This is a genomic window from Anatilimnocola aggregata, assembly GCF_007747655.1.
Taxonomy (GTDB): Bacteria; Planctomycetota; Planctomycetia; order Pirellulales; family Pirellulaceae; genus Anatilimnocola; species Anatilimnocola aggregata.
In genome coordinates this window covers 7,729,961-7,747,276 of the sequence record NZ_CP036274.1, presented here as the reverse complement: position 1 = coordinate 7,747,276, position 17,316 = coordinate 7,729,961, and the positions used below count along the sequence as shown (strand labels likewise).

At 58.8% G+C, this 17,316-nt stretch carries 13 protein-coding genes; 9 read left to right on the top strand and 4 right to left on the bottom strand.

The window, feature by feature from the left end:
- Nucleotides 1-39 precede the first annotated feature (39 nt).
- The 3 genes from ETAA8_RS29450 to ETAA8_RS29440 form a co-directional block, all read right to left on the bottom strand.
- On the bottom strand, nucleotides 40-1,491 hold the full coding sequence (locus tag ETAA8_RS29450) for an oxidoreductase (protein WP_145097415.1): 1,452 nt from the start codon (nucleotides 1,489-1,491) through the stop codon (nucleotides 40-42).
- A gap of 433 nt (nucleotides 1,492-1,924) precedes the next feature.
- Nucleotides 1,925-2,251 carry a MazG nucleotide pyrophosphohydrolase domain-containing protein gene (locus ETAA8_RS29445; RefSeq protein ID WP_145097413.1) on the bottom strand — a complete coding sequence of 109 codons (327 nt, stop codon included), beginning with the start codon at nucleotides 2,249-2,251 and terminating at the stop codon, nucleotides 1,925-1,927.
- Nucleotides 2,248-5,151 (bottom strand): tetratricopeptide repeat protein, encoded by a 2,904-nt coding sequence (locus tag ETAA8_RS29440; protein WP_145097410.1) that lies wholly within the window; start codon nucleotides 5,149-5,151, stop codon nucleotides 2,248-2,250. Before ETAA8_RS29440 ends, ETAA8_RS29445 begins: the two co-directional genes overlap by 4 nt.
- Before the next feature lie 68 nt (nucleotides 5,152-5,219).
- On the opposite strand from ETAA8_RS29440, the gene ETAA8_RS29435 reads away from it, so the two are divergent.
- From ETAA8_RS29435 to ETAA8_RS29395, 9 genes are all read left to right on the top strand, one after another.
- Nucleotides 5,220-5,597 (top strand): Rieske (2Fe-2S) protein, encoded by a 378-nt coding sequence (locus ETAA8_RS29435; protein ID WP_238397609.1) that lies wholly within the window; start codon nucleotides 5,220-5,222, stop codon nucleotides 5,595-5,597.
- 109 nt (nucleotides 5,598-5,706) lie between these two features.
- Entirely contained in the window at nucleotides 5,707-6,981 is a 1,275-nt protein-coding gene (locus ETAA8_RS29430) for a glutamate-5-semialdehyde dehydrogenase (protein WP_145097407.1), read from the top strand.
- A 90-nt stretch (nucleotides 6,982-7,071) separates the two neighbouring features.
- Entirely contained in the window at nucleotides 7,072-8,112 is a 1,041-nt protein-coding gene (gene fliM, locus ETAA8_RS29425) for a flagellar motor switch protein FliM (RefSeq protein WP_145097405.1), read from the top strand.
- Between the two features lie 142 nt (nucleotides 8,113-8,254).
- Nucleotides 8,255-9,148 (top strand): NAD(+)/NADH kinase, encoded by an 894-nt coding sequence (locus tag ETAA8_RS29420; RefSeq protein WP_238397608.1) that lies wholly within the window; start codon nucleotides 8,255-8,257, stop codon nucleotides 9,146-9,148.
- Between the two features lie 162 nt (nucleotides 9,149-9,310).
- The gene (locus ETAA8_RS29415) at nucleotides 9,311-10,237 is read left to right on the top strand and encodes a hypothetical protein (protein WP_145097402.1); all 927 of its coding nucleotides are present in this window, start codon (nucleotides 9,311-9,313) and stop codon (nucleotides 10,235-10,237) included.
- 68 nt (nucleotides 10,238-10,305) lie between these two features.
- Nucleotides 10,306-11,793 (top strand): ABC transporter permease, encoded by a 1,488-nt coding sequence (locus tag ETAA8_RS29410; protein ID WP_145097399.1) that lies wholly within the window; start codon nucleotides 10,306-10,308, stop codon nucleotides 11,791-11,793.
- 268 nt (nucleotides 11,794-12,061) lie between these two features.
- A complete protein-coding gene (gene rpsD, locus ETAA8_RS29405; protein WP_145097396.1) occupies nucleotides 12,062-12,673 on the top strand; it encodes a 30S ribosomal protein S4 in 612 nt (203 codons plus the stop codon).
- A 152-nt stretch (nucleotides 12,674-12,825) separates the two neighbouring features.
- Nucleotides 12,826-14,295 carry a dihydrolipoyl dehydrogenase gene (lpdA, locus tag ETAA8_RS29400; RefSeq protein ID WP_145097393.1) on the top strand — a complete coding sequence of 490 codons (1,470 nt, stop codon included), beginning with the start codon at nucleotides 12,826-12,828 and terminating at the stop codon, nucleotides 14,293-14,295.
- Between the two features lie 199 nt (nucleotides 14,296-14,494).
- Complete coding sequence (locus ETAA8_RS29395) at nucleotides 14,495-15,247, top strand: hypothetical protein (RefSeq protein WP_145097390.1); 753 nt, start codon at nucleotides 14,495-14,497, stop codon at nucleotides 15,245-15,247.
- A 51-nt stretch (nucleotides 15,248-15,298) separates the two neighbouring features.
- Here the strand turns inward: ETAA8_RS29395 and ETAA8_RS29390 are convergent, their stop codons facing one another.
- Nucleotides 15,299-17,158 (bottom strand): ABC transporter ATP-binding protein, encoded by a 1,860-nt coding sequence (locus ETAA8_RS29390; RefSeq protein ID WP_238397607.1) that lies wholly within the window; start codon nucleotides 17,156-17,158, stop codon nucleotides 15,299-15,301.
- Between the last annotated feature and the right edge of the window lie 158 nt (nucleotides 17,159-17,316).

The window sequence follows — 17,316 nt, the reverse complement described above, 5'->3', positions numbered from 1 at the left end:
TCCCCTGAGCACTGTAGGCGCGAAGGCGGCAGAGTCAAGTTAGCCGTTGGCGATTGCCTTTTTCAGTTCCTGCATCGTTCCGTATTCCGGCATCGCCTTGTAATACGGATCGAGTGGATAGCAACCGCTGACGATGCCGTTACGCGGCGCGGTGGTGCAGTCGCTGAAGGTGCGACAGACTTTCTTCCGCTCCAGCTTGCCATGATGCAACGTGTCGCGCGGTAATTGCGGATACGACAGGACCATGCGGCCAAGTCCCACTGCGTCAATCCAGCCTGCCCGAACCACCGCCTGCGCAACATGCGGCAGGTAATCTTGTAAGTAAGAGTAGGCAGTGCCCACCATCACCATTTCCGGCACGGCCGCCTTCAGTTGACGATGAGCTTGAATTTGCCGCACGCAGCCGACAAGCGGGTCTTCGGGGGGCAGGTAGCCGTCGCTGGGCGGAAAAATTGCCGGCCGCTGAATGTGTGGGTTGTAGTAAGGACTGCCGCAGCTCAAGTTCACGGCAATCACCCCGGCACGGTGCAGCAACTGCAGCAATTCGATCGGCTCGCGCAGGTCGTATTCCAGCGGGTTTTGATCGCTCACGCCGAACCCAAATCCGTACGGCAGCAGGTTCTGGTAGCTCATCGGCCGGCCGACTTCGCGGCTCGTCTGGTATGGCAGCGTATCGAACGCGCTCAATCGCACAACGACTGGCAACGCCGGCACTTCGTTCTGAATGCGTTCGATAATCGTAAGCAGCAGCCGCGCGCGGCCCGCCAGATCGCCGCCGAACTTGCCCGGCCGCGTGCGGGCACTGAGAAACTCGTGCAGCAGGTAGCCGTGGCAAGCTTTCACGTCGACAAACTGATAGCCAACTTCCAGCGCTAATCTGGCTGCTGCCACATAGCGATCGATCAACCGTTCCAAATCGCTATCGGTCCAAACTACACTTTGATTTTGCGGATCGATGCCGAACTTGGCATCGAGCAGCGGGTGATGATAGGCAATTCGCGGCTCGAGGCGATTATCGTTTGGCCGACAGAACCGCCCCGAATGCGTCAGTTGCAATCCCGCGACCATTTGCGGCGAATCGGCACCCAAGCTTTGATGCCCGGCCTGCAATTCGTCCCACAACGCCCGCAGCCCCGCGCGATTCGATTCCACCGCCAGCGTTTGATTCGGATTCGCGCGGCCATCTTCCTGCACCGCAGCTGCTTCGCCCCCCCAAATCAGCCCGGCACCACTCAGGCCAAAGTGTCGCCAGCGCCGCAGTGTATGCGGGCTAGGGCTGCCGTCGCGATTGGCGTCCCAGCCTTCCATGGGATGAATGCACCAACGATTCCCCGCCGTCAAAGTTCCCAGCGACAACCGCTCCGCCAGTGGCGATCCCCCCGCCGCGGTCAGTATCTGATCGTCAACTGGCAATTCGAGCCCTAACTCAGCGAGTCGTGCTCGGAGTGCATCGACGGTCTTCAGTTGGGCGATCTTCGTGTAGTCAGACATGAGAGATGCGAAGTTCTAGGTTTCGAGTTCAGAGACAATTGCCGGCGATGGGAGTTGAAAGGCAACGCAGGTTGTACTTTGAGTTTTGAGTGCCTAATCGTCAATGACGACTGCTGAAATCATCCTGTTTGTTGATTAACTGGCCTGCGTTTTCCGAGTCAAACCGCGCAACTCTCGGGAATGGCGCTCGTTGAGGTCGAAAAGCTCAGCGGGTTTATCAACACCCCCTTTTGTGAGTTGCGCAAAAATCGGGCGAAGTCGGGACAGTTTCTTCCTCACTCTCTTACGTAGCCCGACGCGTCAGCGAGGGGACATCCCGACGACGGTTCGATCTCCGCCGCAGCTGGAAAACCGTCTTGCGAATCTTAACTTGAGGCGAGACTTTCGCGATAAAATCCCTCGCTGACGCGTCGGGCTACTTAATGAAATGCAACTACGGCTTCTCACTCGCTGGGCAGGTGCAGACGAACTTGCGGCAGCCGGGGCATCCGGAGCCATATTTTTTGGAGATGGCTTCGCTCAGGTCGATGCCGGCGACGTTGGCCATGGTGGCCAGCCAGGCGAGGACATCGGCGAACTCGCCCAGACGTTCTTGGTGTGTGCCGCTGCGAAGCGACGTTGCTAGTTCGCCCACTTCTTCGGCGAACCAGAGAAAGGTTCCTTCAATTCCGCGGGCCTGATCCTTTTCAAAATACATTTCGCGAATCAGTGCCTGCAAATCACCAAGAGAGATATTTGGCGGGGGGACTATGGGTGTCATGGAAGGGCCTCCTTCAGCATCTGTTCCAACTCGGGGAGTTGCGAAAAATCGGGGTGTCGTTTCGTCAGTTCGGCAAGCGTTGCTTTCGCTGCCGTCAGTTTCTTCTGAGCCATTTGAGCCCGCGCCAAACCGGCGCGATACTCGGGCTGCGCGCCATCGAGGTCGATGGCCGTCTGAAATTCTCGTTCGGCAATCGTCTGGTTCTTCAGTTCTGCTTCGGCTGCCGCGCGCAGGGCATGCGCCGTCGCATCGCGGACGTTCAGATACACGGCCTCCGTTGCCCAGCGACGACTTGCCTCGGGGTCTTTGGCCGCGAGTGTCAGCTGCGCGAGCTTCTTCCGCAGCGTGACGTTGTCTCCATCGCGGGCGGCGAGTTCGGCAAGAATCGGCAGCAGCTTATCGTTCTCCTGCTTTTGCAAATAAATTCTCGCGAGCCCCTTCAGCCAGCGCTCGTCAGTGGGAAAGGCCTGGCGTCCTTGCTCGTACCCCTTGAGGGCCGCTGCGTGATCGCCGGCGGCAACTAGCAAGTCTGTCAGCAGGGCGAGTGAGTCGGCATTCGTGGAAACTTCTTCGAGCGAAGGACGTAGCAACTCAAGCGCTGCTTCGTCATCGCCACTGAGCTGGGCCAAGCGGGCCAAGACATAAGCGGCCGCCAGTTGCTTGGGATCGAGTTCCATCGCTTGCTTCGCCCAACGCCGCGCAGCTGACCGATCGCTGCGTTCGAGATAGGCCTGCGCCAGAGCTGCTGCGATGGCCGGATCCTTGTCGTTTTCTGCTGCCTTTTTCAGCAGCACTGCGAGCGGCAGTGAGTGAGTTGCGACGGGGCCACGAATCTCGTCGATCACTTTACGCACATGCGCCGAGTAACCCTTCTCGAACTCGGGCAGATCGACAGCGCAAGCTGTTTGAATCGACTCGTTCAGCGACTGGCGCTCGGCGATGGCCTGCAGCAGTTTGCCCGGCGCAGCGGGACCGAATCGTTTGAGTAGGTAGTCGACGTAAATCTCGGATTGGCAATAGGCGAGTGTCCAATCGTCTTTATTCGCCGGGCGGATGAAGCCGTAGCGAATATCGTCGAGCGTGAAGAGTTTGCCAGCATCAGATCGTGCGACGAGCAGCTTGTTCCACTCGGCAGGCCGGGGTTGATTCTCAAAGTGAACAGCCAGCCCTTCGGTAAGCCAATGGGGAATTCGAAAATCGGTCTGCTGCAGGTTGACCACGTGTACGAACTCATGTCGCAGCACTCGCGCCCAGCTGAATCTGTTGTTCAACTCGTCGGGCGAAACGATGGCCACCATTTTTCCCGCGCAGGCCCCAACCGTGCCAATCGACGGCAGTCCAACCATCCGCGCACTGAACCAGCCGTGGCCGGAAGTGTTCTTGCCGCGGGTGAAGATTTCGATCAACGTTTTCTCAGTCGGCTTGTAGTTCAACGCGCGCGTAATCTGCGGATAGATTTCTTCCTCCAGCACTTCGGCCGCGTACTTCGCCAGCAGTTCGCTGGCCCCGCGATCGAACTTGATCAGAAAGTGCGGCGTCTCGATGACTGCATACGACTGCAGCAGGTCCAGCACTTCCAACTGGTTCTTCACTCGCACGTTATACGGATCGAGCCGAAACGACTCTTCGAGTGTTAGCGCTGCTTGCTTTTCATCACCAAGTCGCATGTGCGCGAGGCCCAGGTTGCCGCGGATATAAATGTGCTGCGGCAATTTTTTGAGGGCCGCCTCATAAAAATGTTGCGCCAGTGGAAAATGAAGCGTGCGGTCGCAGGCGTCGCCCGCCACAAAGTAAACTTCGCCTAGGCAGGAGGATTTTTCTTGCACCGGCTTGAGCAGGTCGATCATCCGCGGCGAAGGCCGCTCAAGATCGCAGCCATCAACATGGGCGTAGCAAGCCAGGAGCCGCCCTTTGGTTTCGAGCGAATGCGATTGCAGCGGAAGAGTTTTTTCCAGCAGTGGAATCGCCTCAGCTGACCGTTGATCGGCAATGCAGATATCGGCGGCCAGTTGCTGGGCATAGAGCAGGTCAGGTCGTGCCTGGAGCGCGCGAGCGACCGCCGCCCGAGCGCGAGTGAGATCGAACTTGTCGATCAATATGGCCGCTTGCGCGGCATGCAACTCGGCAGCTTGGGGATGGATAGCCAGCCCGGCCTGCAATTGGTCGGTGGCATCGGCCACGTTGTACTTTTCGAGAAACAGCTGGCAACTATCGAAATGAGCAGGCCAGAAATTCTCATTCAACTTGAGCGCAGCGGGATAGAGATCGTTCACCAATCGCTCGTAGATCGCGCTGCTCTTGCTCAGCCGGGCGTAACGCGCTGCGGCGAGTCCGATGATCCGCAACTCGTACGGATCCTTTACCGTCTGCAACCGATTCATCACGGCAACGATCTTCAAATAGCCTTGCAGTGCCTCATCCAACTTGCCGTTGAGCCGCAAGATCTCGGCCTGCACCCAGCGGGCTACGGCGGACGCATCGTCGATTTCGCGCGCTTGCCGGGCCGCCTCTTCGGCCAACTTCAGATCACCCTGATCGAGCGCCAGGCGAGCGCGCTCGCCGTGGACTTTGGCATCTTGAGGAAACTGCTTCGCCGCGGCGGCAAGCTGGTCTGCCGCGGCCTTGCGATCCCCAGTTTCTTCTGCCACCCGCGCCAGGCCAATCGCCGCAACTGCGTCGTTCGCCTGCTCGGCAGCAAACAGCTCACGAGCCTCTTCGTAACGACCTTTCAGCAGCAGGTTTTGAGCATCGTTGAGGCCCGCTGCGCGCGTGGGCATGGTCGTGGCGAGCGAAACAGTCAGCAGCAGGCCCAGTTGGGCAATCGCCAAGGGGCCAGCTTCGCCACCTGTCGGCGAAATGCGGCCGAACGTAAAATTGAGTGCTGAACGGAGTCGATGCATAGAATTCTCAATGACTGAGCGAAGCGGGCAGCCGCATTTCAGCCTAAACCATTCTGCAGCAAGCGAACATGAGTGACGTAACCGGCGACATGACTACAGGCGAACCCGCGGCAACCGATTTCACGACCGTAGCCAAGGTCGGCGAGATTCCCGAGGGACAAGGAACTGCATATCCGGTCAACGGCCGGATGGTAGCGGTCTTTTGCGAACAGGGAACTTACTTCGCCATCGACGACTTCTGCCCGCACATGGGGGCCTCGCTCGCTGGCGGGTATGTCGAAAAGGGACTCGTCTCGTGTCCTTGGCATGCCTGGCGATTCTGCATTCAGGATGGCAAATGGATGGATAACCCCCGCATCAAGATCGACGCCTTCGAGACTCGCGTCGTCGGCGACGAAGTCCAAGTGCGTGTGACCCCCAAGGCCCCGCCGCCGGTAAAGACGTAATGTCGTGCAAAAGCAGGAAGCTAGCACTGCCGGCGGTCAATAAGCTCGCATTGACCATTTTTCGCTAACTGCCGATACTCCGCTCGACTCATTCTCCGGAAGCTCCGTCATGTCCGCCGTTTTGGCAACTCCCGACTTAGCTGCTTACTGCCTCGAAACTGCCCAGCGTGTGAAACACGCGGCAGCTGACCTGGCCGTTTGCACCGGCGCGCAAAAAAACGGTTGGCTTCGGGCTAGCGCGGTCGCCTTGCGCAAGGCGACGAAGGAAATCATCGCAGCCAACGAACTCGATCTGGCAGCGGCTCCGGGTTTTGGTTTGACCGAAGCGGCCATCGATCGACTGCGACTCAATCCCAAGCGGGTTGAAGAAATTGCCGTCGGCTTGGAAGAAGTCGCTGCGCTCCCCGATCCGATTGGCGAAGTGATCGAATCGACCATTCGCCCGAACGGTCTGCAGATTTTAAAGACACGCGTTCCGCTGGGCGTCGTGTTCTTTATTTATGAATCGCGGCCCAACGTTACGGCCGACGCAGCAGCCATTTGCTTGAAGAGTGGCAATGGCGTGATTCTGCGTGGCGGCAAAGAGGCTGCCCATTCCAGCCGGGCCATCGTCGATGTGCTCAAGAGCTGCGCGAACGACTTTGGTCTGCCCGCCGATGCCTTGCACCTGGTCGAGACCGCCGACCGAACGGCTGTCGGACATTTTCTCGGACTGCCGCAATACATCGATGTCGCGATTCCCCGCGGTGGCGAGAGTCTGATTCGCCGCGTGACAGCTGAAGCCAAAATGCCCGTCATCAAGCATTTCGATGGCAACTGTCACGTCTATATCGATCAATTCGCCGATGTTGAAATTGCCGAGCGGGTCGTCGTCAATTCCAAGTGTCATCGCCTGGGTGTGTGCAACGCTGCGGAGTCGCTACTGGTGCATTCCGCCGTTGCGGCGAAGATGTTGCCGCGCATCGCCAATGCTTTGATGGCACAGGGAATTGAAATTCGCGGCGATGAAGCCACGCAACGCTTAACGAAGGCCAAGCCGGCGACGGAAGAAGACTACGGCAAGGAATACTTGGGGCCGATTATTTCGTGCAAAGTGGTTGATTCGCTTGACGAAGCGATTGAGCATATCAATCGCTATGGCAGCAAACATACCGACGCGATCATTACTGGTAACCTCGCCGCGGCCCGCAGCTTTACGGCCCGCGTCGATAGTAGTGCCGTGATGGTCAACGCCAGCACGCGGTTCAATGACGGTTTTCAGTTTGGGCTCGGGGCCGAGATCGGCATCAGCACCGACAAGTTCCACGCCCGTGGCCCTTGTGGCCTGAAAGAGCTGACAACGTACAAATATGTGTGCTATGGCGACGGACAAGTGAGGGAGTAACCGTGGGCGAGTCATTCCATGGCTCGTATATAACCCCGTCACGGAGTGACTGGACTACGGTTAAGGCGAAATTCAACGGAGTGATTAGCAGTGGCAGACGAAGTCCTCAGCCAGGCCGAAGTCGAAAGCCTGCTCAGTCAGATGGAAGCTGGCGGTGGCCGCGCGGTTGCTGCGCCCGCAATGGCTGCTCCTGCTGCCGGCGCTGCCGCCATCAACAAAGCTCCCCGTACGCGCGAAAAGGTCACCCCCTACGACTTCAAGCGTCCCGAACGCGTCGGCAAAGAGCAGATGCGAGCGCTCCAGTCGCTGCACGAAGGGTTTGGCCGGAACTTCGGCGCCGCGATGTCGGCCCTCTTGCGCAGCATTGTCGATGTGAAGCTCACCAGCGTCGATCAGCTTACATACAGCGAGTTTGTCTTCAGTCTCGAAAACCCCACGTACTTCAATGTTCTTCGCGCCGAGCCGCTCGAAGGCAACCTGATTCTCGATATCAACCCATCGATTCTCTATCCAATCATCGACCGCCTGCTGGGTGGTGGCAAAGAGGCGGGGCCGGTTGCTCGTCGCCCGCTCACGGAAATCGAATTGCGGCTGGTCTCGCGGATCACACAACTGTTTTTGAACGAGCTGAAACGAGCCTGGGAGAACGTCCTCGCCCTTAAACTGTCTGTCGAGCGCGTCGAGAGCAATCCGCAGCTCGTGCAGATTGTGCCGCCGAACGAAGTCGTCGTGCTGATCAGTTTCGAACTGATGCTCGGCGATATTCGGGGCATGATCAACCTGTGCATTCCTTACAATTCGATCGAGCGCATCGGCAGCAAGCTCACCTCGAATAGTTGGGCCAGCTACGGCAAACAGACGGTCTCCGCCGCGTCGATCGCGCAAATCAGCAGGCAGATCGACCGTTCGCTGGTCGACGTCGTGGTGACCATGGCCGAAACGCGAATCACGACCGAAGATCTCATTGGTCTGCGCGTAGGCGATATCATCACCACCGATCACGACATCCGCTCGCCGCTGCAAGTGGCCGTGCAAGACGTGACCAAGTTTCACGCCAGCCCCGGCGCCTTCAAGGGGCAAAAAGCCATCCGCATCGACGCTACCCTGCCGCCGGAAAAGAAGCTCGGTTGATCGTTTTGTAAAAAACATGAAGCGCCAGCGAAGAGTGCGCAGTTCGCTGACATTCAAGTTCCCTCAATGCCCGCGCACTCGCCCGTGTGATTAGAATGGAACCGGTTCAGTCTGCCCACGGTTCGTTCACACTGGCCCTTTCATGCAAGCCGCGTTTTCTGCCGACGAAACTCCCGCGTGGAAAAATACCGCGGGCCGCCGTCCGCGCGTGATGCTGCTGGGCTCTGGCGACCGGCCCAATGTGCTGGCAGGGGCCGCTGAAATTCGTCCGCTGGTCAGCGCCAACTGCGAGTTGGTGCACGAAGATTTTCACTATCGGCCCGAACTGGCTCTTCCGCCCGCCGATTTTGCGGTCGTCTTGGGCGGCGATGGCTCCATCTTGCGGGCCGCGAAGTTGATGGGGAGCAATCAGCTGCCGATCATGGGCATCAACATGGGCAAGCTTGGCTTTCTCGCCTGGCACAGCCCGCAAGACGTGGCCGAGCGCTTGCCCAATGTGGCCCAAGGAAACTGCCGCGTCGTCGAACACCTGATGTTCCACTGCTCGCTGGTACGCAAGGGCGCGGTGCTCGAACGGCATCTCGGCCTTAACGAGGCGGTCATCGCCTCAGGCTTTCCCTTCACCCTGCTGAACGTCCACCTGTATGTCGATGGCGAACTCGCCACCACCTATAGCTGCGATGGTCTCATTATCAGCACGCCGGTCGGCTCGACAGCCCACAGCTTGTCGGCGGGTGGGCCGATCCTCCGCAGTACGCTAGCAGGCTTCGTCATCTGCCCCATCAGCCCGCATACGCTGACCGTGCGCCCAGTCGTCGATACTGCGGAGCGGATTTACGAAATGGAAGTGCTGCAGCCCAACGAAGGAACCTCGCTGGTGGTCGATGGTCGCGTCATCGGCCCGCTGCTACCTGGCGACCGCGTTCGAGTCGAGCGGGCTGATAGCACCTTCAAATTGATTGCTTCGCAGGAGCATAGCTACTATCACACGTTGCAGGACAAACTGGGCTGGGCGGGAAATATCTATCGCAAGTAAGATGCTCACTAATCGCCTTTTCCGCCCCTGCCCCTGCGGCAGGGGTTTAGCGGCTTTTGCACTACCTTGATCGAGTGGCCCTAGTTCAAAAGCCAATGAACCCCCGGGGCAGGCCCGGGGGTGGTAAGACAAAGCAAGATCACCTTCAGCAAGGATGCGCTGATGCGAACCTACCTGTTGACTCTCACTGCCGTGCTCTCCGGCTTGTCTCTCATTGGCACGGGCCTCGCGCAAGAAGCCGTGTCTTCCCAGAGTGCGCCGGCCAAGACCATCACCGACACCGAACTTTACGATCTGGCCTATAAATTTCGCCCCGAGCAGACGTTTCACACCAAGGTCGTCCATCTGGTAACGGTCGAAACGACGATTCGTGGCGCGACTCAAGTGGCGAAGACTCGTAGCGTATCGACCAAAACTTGGAAGATTCTGAGCGTGGCCGAAGATGGCAAAACCACGTTTGTTCATTCGGTCGACCACGTCGACATGTGGCAAAGTGTGACTGGCCGGCAAGAAGTGAAATACAACAGCGAAACCGACAAGACTCCGCCGCCCGGCTACGAACTCGTTGCGACCTCGGTCGGCGTCCCCCTTGCCACAGTCACGATGGATCGTCACGGCCGCGTGCTCGAACGCAAAAACACGCACTCGCAGTTCAATCCTGGCATTGGCGAACTGACAATTCCCCTGCCGCAGCAAAAGGTGAAGGTCGGCACCAAGTGGAGCATGCCCGACGAAGTGCGGCTGAAGCAAGACAATGGTCAGGTCAAGAAGATTCAGGTCTCGCAGGTCTATCGCCTGCTGAAGGTCGAAACAGGTGTAGCGACCATCTCGATGGAAACGCAGGTCATCACGCCAGTCGACGATCCCAAGTTGAAGTCGGAACTGGTGCAGCGGCTGCAGCGTGGTACGATCAAGTTCGACCTGGATGCCGGCCGCTTGCTTCACAAGCAGATGGATATGAGCGAAACGGTCCTGGGCTTCAACGGTGCCGATAGTCAGATGGAATACCTGGCCCGCTTTACCGAAGAACCGACCGCTGGCCATGCCACCGCGGAGTTGCCAGGCAAAGAGCCCGCCAAGTCGCGATAGAAACAGCGGCTTCGCTCGTTTTGACTGAGAATTCAACAAGAACTCCGCGTTCTCCTAGCGAGATTGATGTGAGCGAGCTCGCTGATCCCGCTGCTATTCAGCAACTGCTGACTTCTCTCTCGCTGGCAATCGGATCGGGACTGATCGCCGTTTCCTTCGGCCTGCCGCTGGCGGTGATGCTCTCGCGACTGCACATTGCCGGGGGGCGCATCGCCTGGGCCATCATCGCCGCGCTGCTGTTCGCTCCGCTCTATGTTCATCTTGCCGGTTGGGATGCCGTCGGGGCCTGGCTGGGGCTGTTTGGTCGTAATGCACCACAAGCAGTGCTCAGTGGTTTGCCCATCGCGATCTGGGTGCATGGAGTGGCTGCAGTTCCGTGGGCTGTGGTGTTGATTACCGTTGGCCTGACGCAAGTCCCGCGCAGTGAAGAAGAGCAAGCGCTGCTCGAGTTGCCGCTGACTGCGGTGCTGTGGCAAATCATCGTGCCTCGGGCCATGCCCTGGATTGTTACCGCGGGCTTCTTTGCTGCGGTCAGTTCGTGGTACGAGATGACAGTCACGAACGTCTATTTGGTGCCGACGGTGACCGAAGGCGTTTACAATCGCATCGCTGGGAACTTCGTCAACGAAAGCATCTATCCGTTTCCTGCCTATGCGGTATGCGCCGGCTTGATCGTCATGGCTGCCTATTCCACTCGCGTGCTGCTGCTCGGCGACTATCGCCAGCTGGAACAATCGCCTATCCGCTGGTCGGTGAATCGAACGCAGATTATTTCATCGGCAATCGTCTGGTTGATGCTGGTGCTACTCGCCGGAGTTCCGTTGCTGGTTCTCGTTCGCCAGGCTGGCCTGTCGACTCGCATTGTGGGGAGCGAAGCGCTGCGCGAGTGGAGTCTGCAATCGCTCGGGTCGACGCTCTGGCGAACGCTGCTGGTGACGCGCATGGACTTCTGGTGGACGTTTGTGGCGGGGGCCAGCGCCGCCACGCTCTCACTGATGCTCGCAGTCCCAGTTGCCTGGTGGGCGCGCGGGGAGAACTGGAGATACGCTCTCGTGTTCCTCGTCGCGTTTTTTTTGCTGGCGATTCCCGGCCCTTTCATTGGTTTGGCGATCATCAAACTGCTCAATCAGCCGGCGCTCCCTGCTTTGGCCTTCCTGTATGACCGGACCGTGTTCGCCCCAGCCCTCGCGCAGGCCATTCGCGCCCTGCCCCTCGTCCTGCTGGTGGTCTGGCATGCCGTGGCCCAATTTGACCGTTCCCAACTGGAGGCCGCCCAACTCGACGGCTGCGGCCCCTGGGAAATTCTCTGGCGAATCGTCCTTCCCCAGCGTCTTTTGGCACTGCTTGTCGCCTGGCTCCTGGGGCTGACGATTGCCATTGGCGATGTCTCCTGCTCGCTCCTTGTCATTCCCGCCGGCAAAGACCTGATCCAGCGCCGACTCTTTGGCATGATCCATTCTGGGGTCGATAATCAGGTGGCTGCTGCCTGCCTGCTCATTCTGCTGGTCGCTGGGTTTGCCGGGGCAGCCAGTGCAAAGTTTAGGGTTCAAGTTTGACGAAATACGACGAATTCGTGCGCTTGGCATCCTTGAGCATTAAGCCTTAAACCTTGCAACGACCGCAGTTTGCCCCTTGTCGAAAGCCGCCTGATTTGCCAAAATGTCGGGCTTCCCGCGATGGCCGCACCCGGTCCCGGTTGAACTTCCGAGTTCAAATTTGTGAGTCTAGGGCGTTTGTTTTGGCGAGGATCGGCTGTCGCACAAAAGCAGCCTTGCCAACGTCACCACTGAGGTATTTCGCACACGTTTTGAAAGAGACTGCTCGATGGCTCGTTATCATGGTCCGAAGGCCCGTATCAATCGTCGTTTGGGTGCGCTGATTTATGAATCGGCAGGTGCCGCCAAGGCCCTGGAGCGCCGCGACAACCCTCCTGGTATGCACGTGAAGGGTGGCCGCCGCTTGTCGAACTGGGGTAAAGCCTCGGCCGAGAAGCAGAAAATCAAGCACTATTACGGCCTCGGCGAACGCCAACTTCGTAAGTACTACCACATGGTGGCCTCGAAGAAGGGCAACACGGGCGAGCAGCTCCTGACACTGTGCGAACGCCGGTTGGATAACGTCATCCGCCGCGCTGGCTTCACCAAGACCCGTCCACAAGCCCGCCAGGGAATTGTGCACGGTCACTTCTTTGTGAACGGCGTCAAAGTGACCAGCCCCAGCTATCAACTCCGTCAGGGTGACGTGATCACGGTTCGCGCGAAGGAACCGATCTACAACCTGTACAAGGGTGTGCTGAGCGAAGGCGGGGCCAACACTCCCGATTTCGTCTCGTTCGACGGTGAAACCCTGCGGGCAACCCTGCTGGCCGTCCCCGGCCCGAACGACTTCAGCTTGCCGGTCGACGTGAATATCGTCGTCGAATTCCTCTCCCGCTAAAGCGCTGGCCGGAAATTGTTCCGGCTGCAGGATAGAATGCAACGAGACCCGCTTACATGATTTAGCGTGTAAGCGGGATTCGCCCTGCCTCTCAACGTGCGATTCCTCGCACCTCTTACATCCGCGCTGTCATCTTTCGCCAAGTCGACACAATGCATACTCCTGTGGTTGTTCTCGGTGGTGGTCCCGGCGGCTATGCCGCAGCCTTTTTCGCAGCTGACGAGGGGCTGGAGGTCACCATCGTCGAGCAAGAAGGCAAACTCGGCGGCACCTGCTTGCTGCGCGGCTGCATACCCTCAAAGGCTCTGCTCCACGTGGCCCGCGTTCTTTCCGAAGTGGAAGAACTGAACAAGGATTGGGGCATCACGTTTGGCCAGCCTCAGCTCGATATCGAAAAGTTGCGCGGCCGCAAAGACAAAGTCATTTCGTCCCTCTCGGGCGGGCTAAAGAATCTCGCCAAGCAGCGGAAGGTGAAAGTCATCACCGCCAAAGGCGTGTTCGAAAATTCGACCACCCTCAAGCTGGAAGGTGACGATCCCTCGATTCCCGAAGATCGTACGCTCACGTTTGACCAATGCATTGTCGCGACCGGTTCGCTCCCTGCGATGCCCGCCAGCTTCGATATTGGTTCCGACCGCGTGATGGACAGCACCGGCGCACTGCGCTTGGCCGACGTGCCGGAATCGATGCTCGTCATCGGCGGCGGTTATATCGGCCTCGAAATGGGTACCGTCTATGCCCGCCTGGGTTCCAAGGTGAGCGTGGTCGAAGCTCTCGATGGCATCCTCCTCGCTGCCGATCGCGACCTCGTGAAGCCGCTGCAAAAGCATCTGATGAAGCTGTTCGAAGATCGCATCTTCCTGAACACCAAGGTCGGCTCGCTCGGCCTGCGCGATAATAAAGTCGAAGTCGCCTTCGAAGGGCCCGGCAAGTTTGGTGTCGAGCGCTACGACCGCGTGCTGGTGGCTGTCGGTCGCAAGCCGAACACTCGTGGCATCGGTTTGGAAAACACCAGCGTCGTTGTCACGCCGCGCGGCTTCATCCAAGTCGAAAAGTCGATGCGCACGGCCGACCCGCACATCCTCGCCATTGGCGACGTTGCCGGCGATCCGATGCTTGCGCACAAAGCTTCGCACGAAGCCCGCGTGGCGGTCGAAGCTGTGCTCGGCAAGCCCGCGTCGTTCGATAAGCTCTGCATCCCAGCTGTCGTCTTCACCGATCCCGAACTCGCCTGGTGCGGTCTCACCCAGCAAGAGGCCGAGAAGGCTGGCCGAGTCGTCGACATCGCCGTTTATCCTTGGGCCGCCAGTGGCAAAGCCATCGCCCTGGGGCGAACCGAAGGGCTTACGAAGCTCGTCATCGATCCCGAGACCGAGCGCGTGTTGGGCTGCGGGATCGTCGGCCCCGGCGCTGGCGATCTCATATCCGAGGCAGCACTCGCCATCGAGATGGGCTGCGAAGCTCGCGACCTGGCCGAGACCGTCCACCCGCACCCCACGCTGAGCGAAACCTTGATGAACGCCAGCGAAACCTTCTTCGGTACCGCCACCGAAATCTACAAGCCCAAGCGGCACCGCGATCCACCGAGCGAGGGTGGCACGGCAGAAACGGCGACACCCTAACCATCGCCGTCGCCCCCGCGACTCCGCGGCGGTGTTTCATTAGCTTTTGCGCAATGCGACTATTGCGAGCTTCGTTCTAAGTATCGCAATAGCCGTTAAACCCCCGGGGCAGGCCCGGGGGCGTTTTTGTTTGCGGGTGCCTTCGTCATACGCCTAAGATATTGCCATTCCCTTGGCTACTTTCCTCGGAGGCGGTTCGATGTCTCTCTCCCGTCGGTCGTTCGGTCAGCACACTCTCGGTGCGCTCCTCACTTATTCGCTGCTCGAGACGCTCTGCACGCGCGAACTGTTTGCGGCCGACATGAAGCTGCTCGCTAACAAGTGGATGAAAGATCTGCACGACCTGAGCCAGGATGTGAAGGGGCAGAAGCTGAAGCAAACCGATTGGCAGACAAAGGTTGACGAACTGTTTGCCCAGGTCGATCTGGCCGATGCGATGAAGTTTCTCGATATCGAAAAACTGACCGAGAACATTAAATACAAGGATCAAGGCGAAGTCAGCTTGCGGGCCAAGTTCCCCAAAGTCGAAGGGCTGCCGACAAGCCTCGTCTTCGGCCACCAGATTTTCGCCCTCAGCAAGGGTCGGAGCGTGGTGCCGCACGGGCATAACAACATGGCGACCGCCTTCCTCATCTTGCAGGGAACTTTCCAGGGCAAGCACTATGACCGGCTCGAAGACGAAGCCGACCACATCATTATCCGCCCCACCGTCGACGCCCAGTTTGGTCCCGGTGGTCACTCGACTGTCAGCGATCACAAAGACAACGTCCACTGGTTCCAAGCCACCAGCGACAAAGCCTTCATCTTCAACATCCACGTGATGAACGTCGACCCCAACGCCAAGAACCGCAGCGGCCGGCTCTACATCGATCCCAAGGGCGAAAAGCTCAGCGACAATCGCATCCGCGCCAAACGCTTAAGCACCAGCGAAGCGTATAAGTTGTACGGGTAGTCATCTTCACTCCCTCGCCTCGGAGTACCGAGGCACGGGTGTTAGACAGAGCTACACTTCTGCAAACTGCGATTCCGCTGCCAGTCGATAGTGCCCGGTCTGCTTGAGAAGTTCGTCATGCGTGCCGAACTGCACGATGCGTCCTTCTTCGAGCACCATCACCAGATCGCACGCTCTCAAAGTGCTGAGGCGGTGCGCGACAATGAACGTGGTGCGGCCACTCATGGCTTGTTCGATCGCGCCGAGAATTTCGTGCTCGGTGTGTGGGTCGATGGCAGCCGCAGGGTCGTCGAGTAGCAAAAGCGCGGGATTGAGCAGCACGGCCCGGGCGATGGCCAGCCGTTGTCGCTGGCCGCCGGAAAGATCGAGTCCGCTTTCGCCCAGCACAGTTTGATAACCATCGGGCAAATCGACAATGAACTCGTGGGCCGCGGCGATCTTAGCAGCTGTTTCGACTTGCTCCTGCGAGGCCCCAGGATGACCGAACGCAATATTGGCGGCAACCGTATTGCTAAAAAGAAACGTCTCTTGAAACACGAGCCCGATATTCTGCCGCAGCTCATCCAGATCGAGATCGCGCAGGTCGTGACCATCGAGCGTGATGCGGCCGCGGGTCGGATCGTAAAAGCGACAGAGCAGACTCAGCAGCGTACTCTTGCCAGCTCCGGTCGCACCCAATATGGCAATGCGAGTGCCTGCGGCAATCTTTACGCTGATGTCGCTCAGCACGGGCGCACCGGGAACATATTCGAACCACACATTCTCCAACGCGACGTCCCCTCGCGCGCGGCCAATCGGTGTGGGATTCACGGGGTTCTGCACGTGAATCGGAGCATCGAGAATCTCGAACACCCGCCGCGCACCACTGAGGCTCTGCTGCACGCTGTTGGCGATGTTCGTCAGGTTCGCCACCTGGCTAGAGAACTGCTGCAGCAAACCGGCGAAGACGATCAACCCAGAACCCAGAGGCAGCTCGCCGCGCGAAACAAGATAGCCGCCATAGGCCAGCAGAATGACGAGGTTCAGTTGCGTCATATAGCCGATGATCGGGCCGAAGATCGAGACTCGCCAGAAGATGCCCTGCTGTTGGTCTTTCACTTCGCGATTGTCCTTGGCGAACTGCGCGATCTCTTCTTGCTCCCGGCCAAAGCCCTTAATCACCTGCACGCCTTGAATGCTCTCGGCCAGTCGCAGGACGACGTTGTCGACCAGTTCGCGATTGCGGTCGTACAGCGGGCGGACCATCCGCGAGAAGATGGCCGTCACCAGCCACATGATGGGTGTGGTCGCGAGGCAGGCGAATGTCAGCAGCGGATGGATCGTCAGCATGTAGCTCATGTAGCCAATGAGCGACAACGTGAGAATGACCAGCTGAATCAGCACGCCATCGACGAACGCACGCACCGATTGTACGTCGCCGGTTACGCGGTTAATGATCGAGCCCGTGGCGTTGGCATCGAAGAAATTGAACGACAGTCGTTGCAACTTGTCGTAAACCTGCGCCCGCAGATCGACAACGATCCGCGTGTGTACGAGGTAACCGGCCGACAACGCGTACGTATAGTTCAGCGCGCCGCGCGTCAGTTCTAAGGCCAAGATCAACCCGGCAATCAAGGCCACCTGCGCCATGGGGGACCAACCGGTCGGCGGTGCCAGGCCGAACGGAAACGGCGTCATCGGCACGTTATCGGGATCGGCAAAATGCCGGATCAAATCGATGCCCAAGCCGGTCAAGCCGAGGCACGACAGCGCGGTCAGGAGCAGTAGACCTTGTAGCACCAGCAGGCGAATGCAACCCCAGCGATAACGCCACCCCAGCGCGAGCATGCGAAGAATGAGCGCCCAGTTCGACGGCCCCGTGGGGATGCTGATGGGCTCGGCGATATCAGAATCTGTGGGCGATGCAGTCAAGGGAGGGAATGTCGTGGTGGCGCGGTGAAAGTCGCCATTCTACCAACAACCCATCTCCTTCAAACGCCACCGGGCCTGCCCCGGTGGTTCATTGGGTTTTGCGCTAGGATCGGTAATTACAGTCCAGTGCAAAAGCCAATCAACCCCCGCCGCAGGGG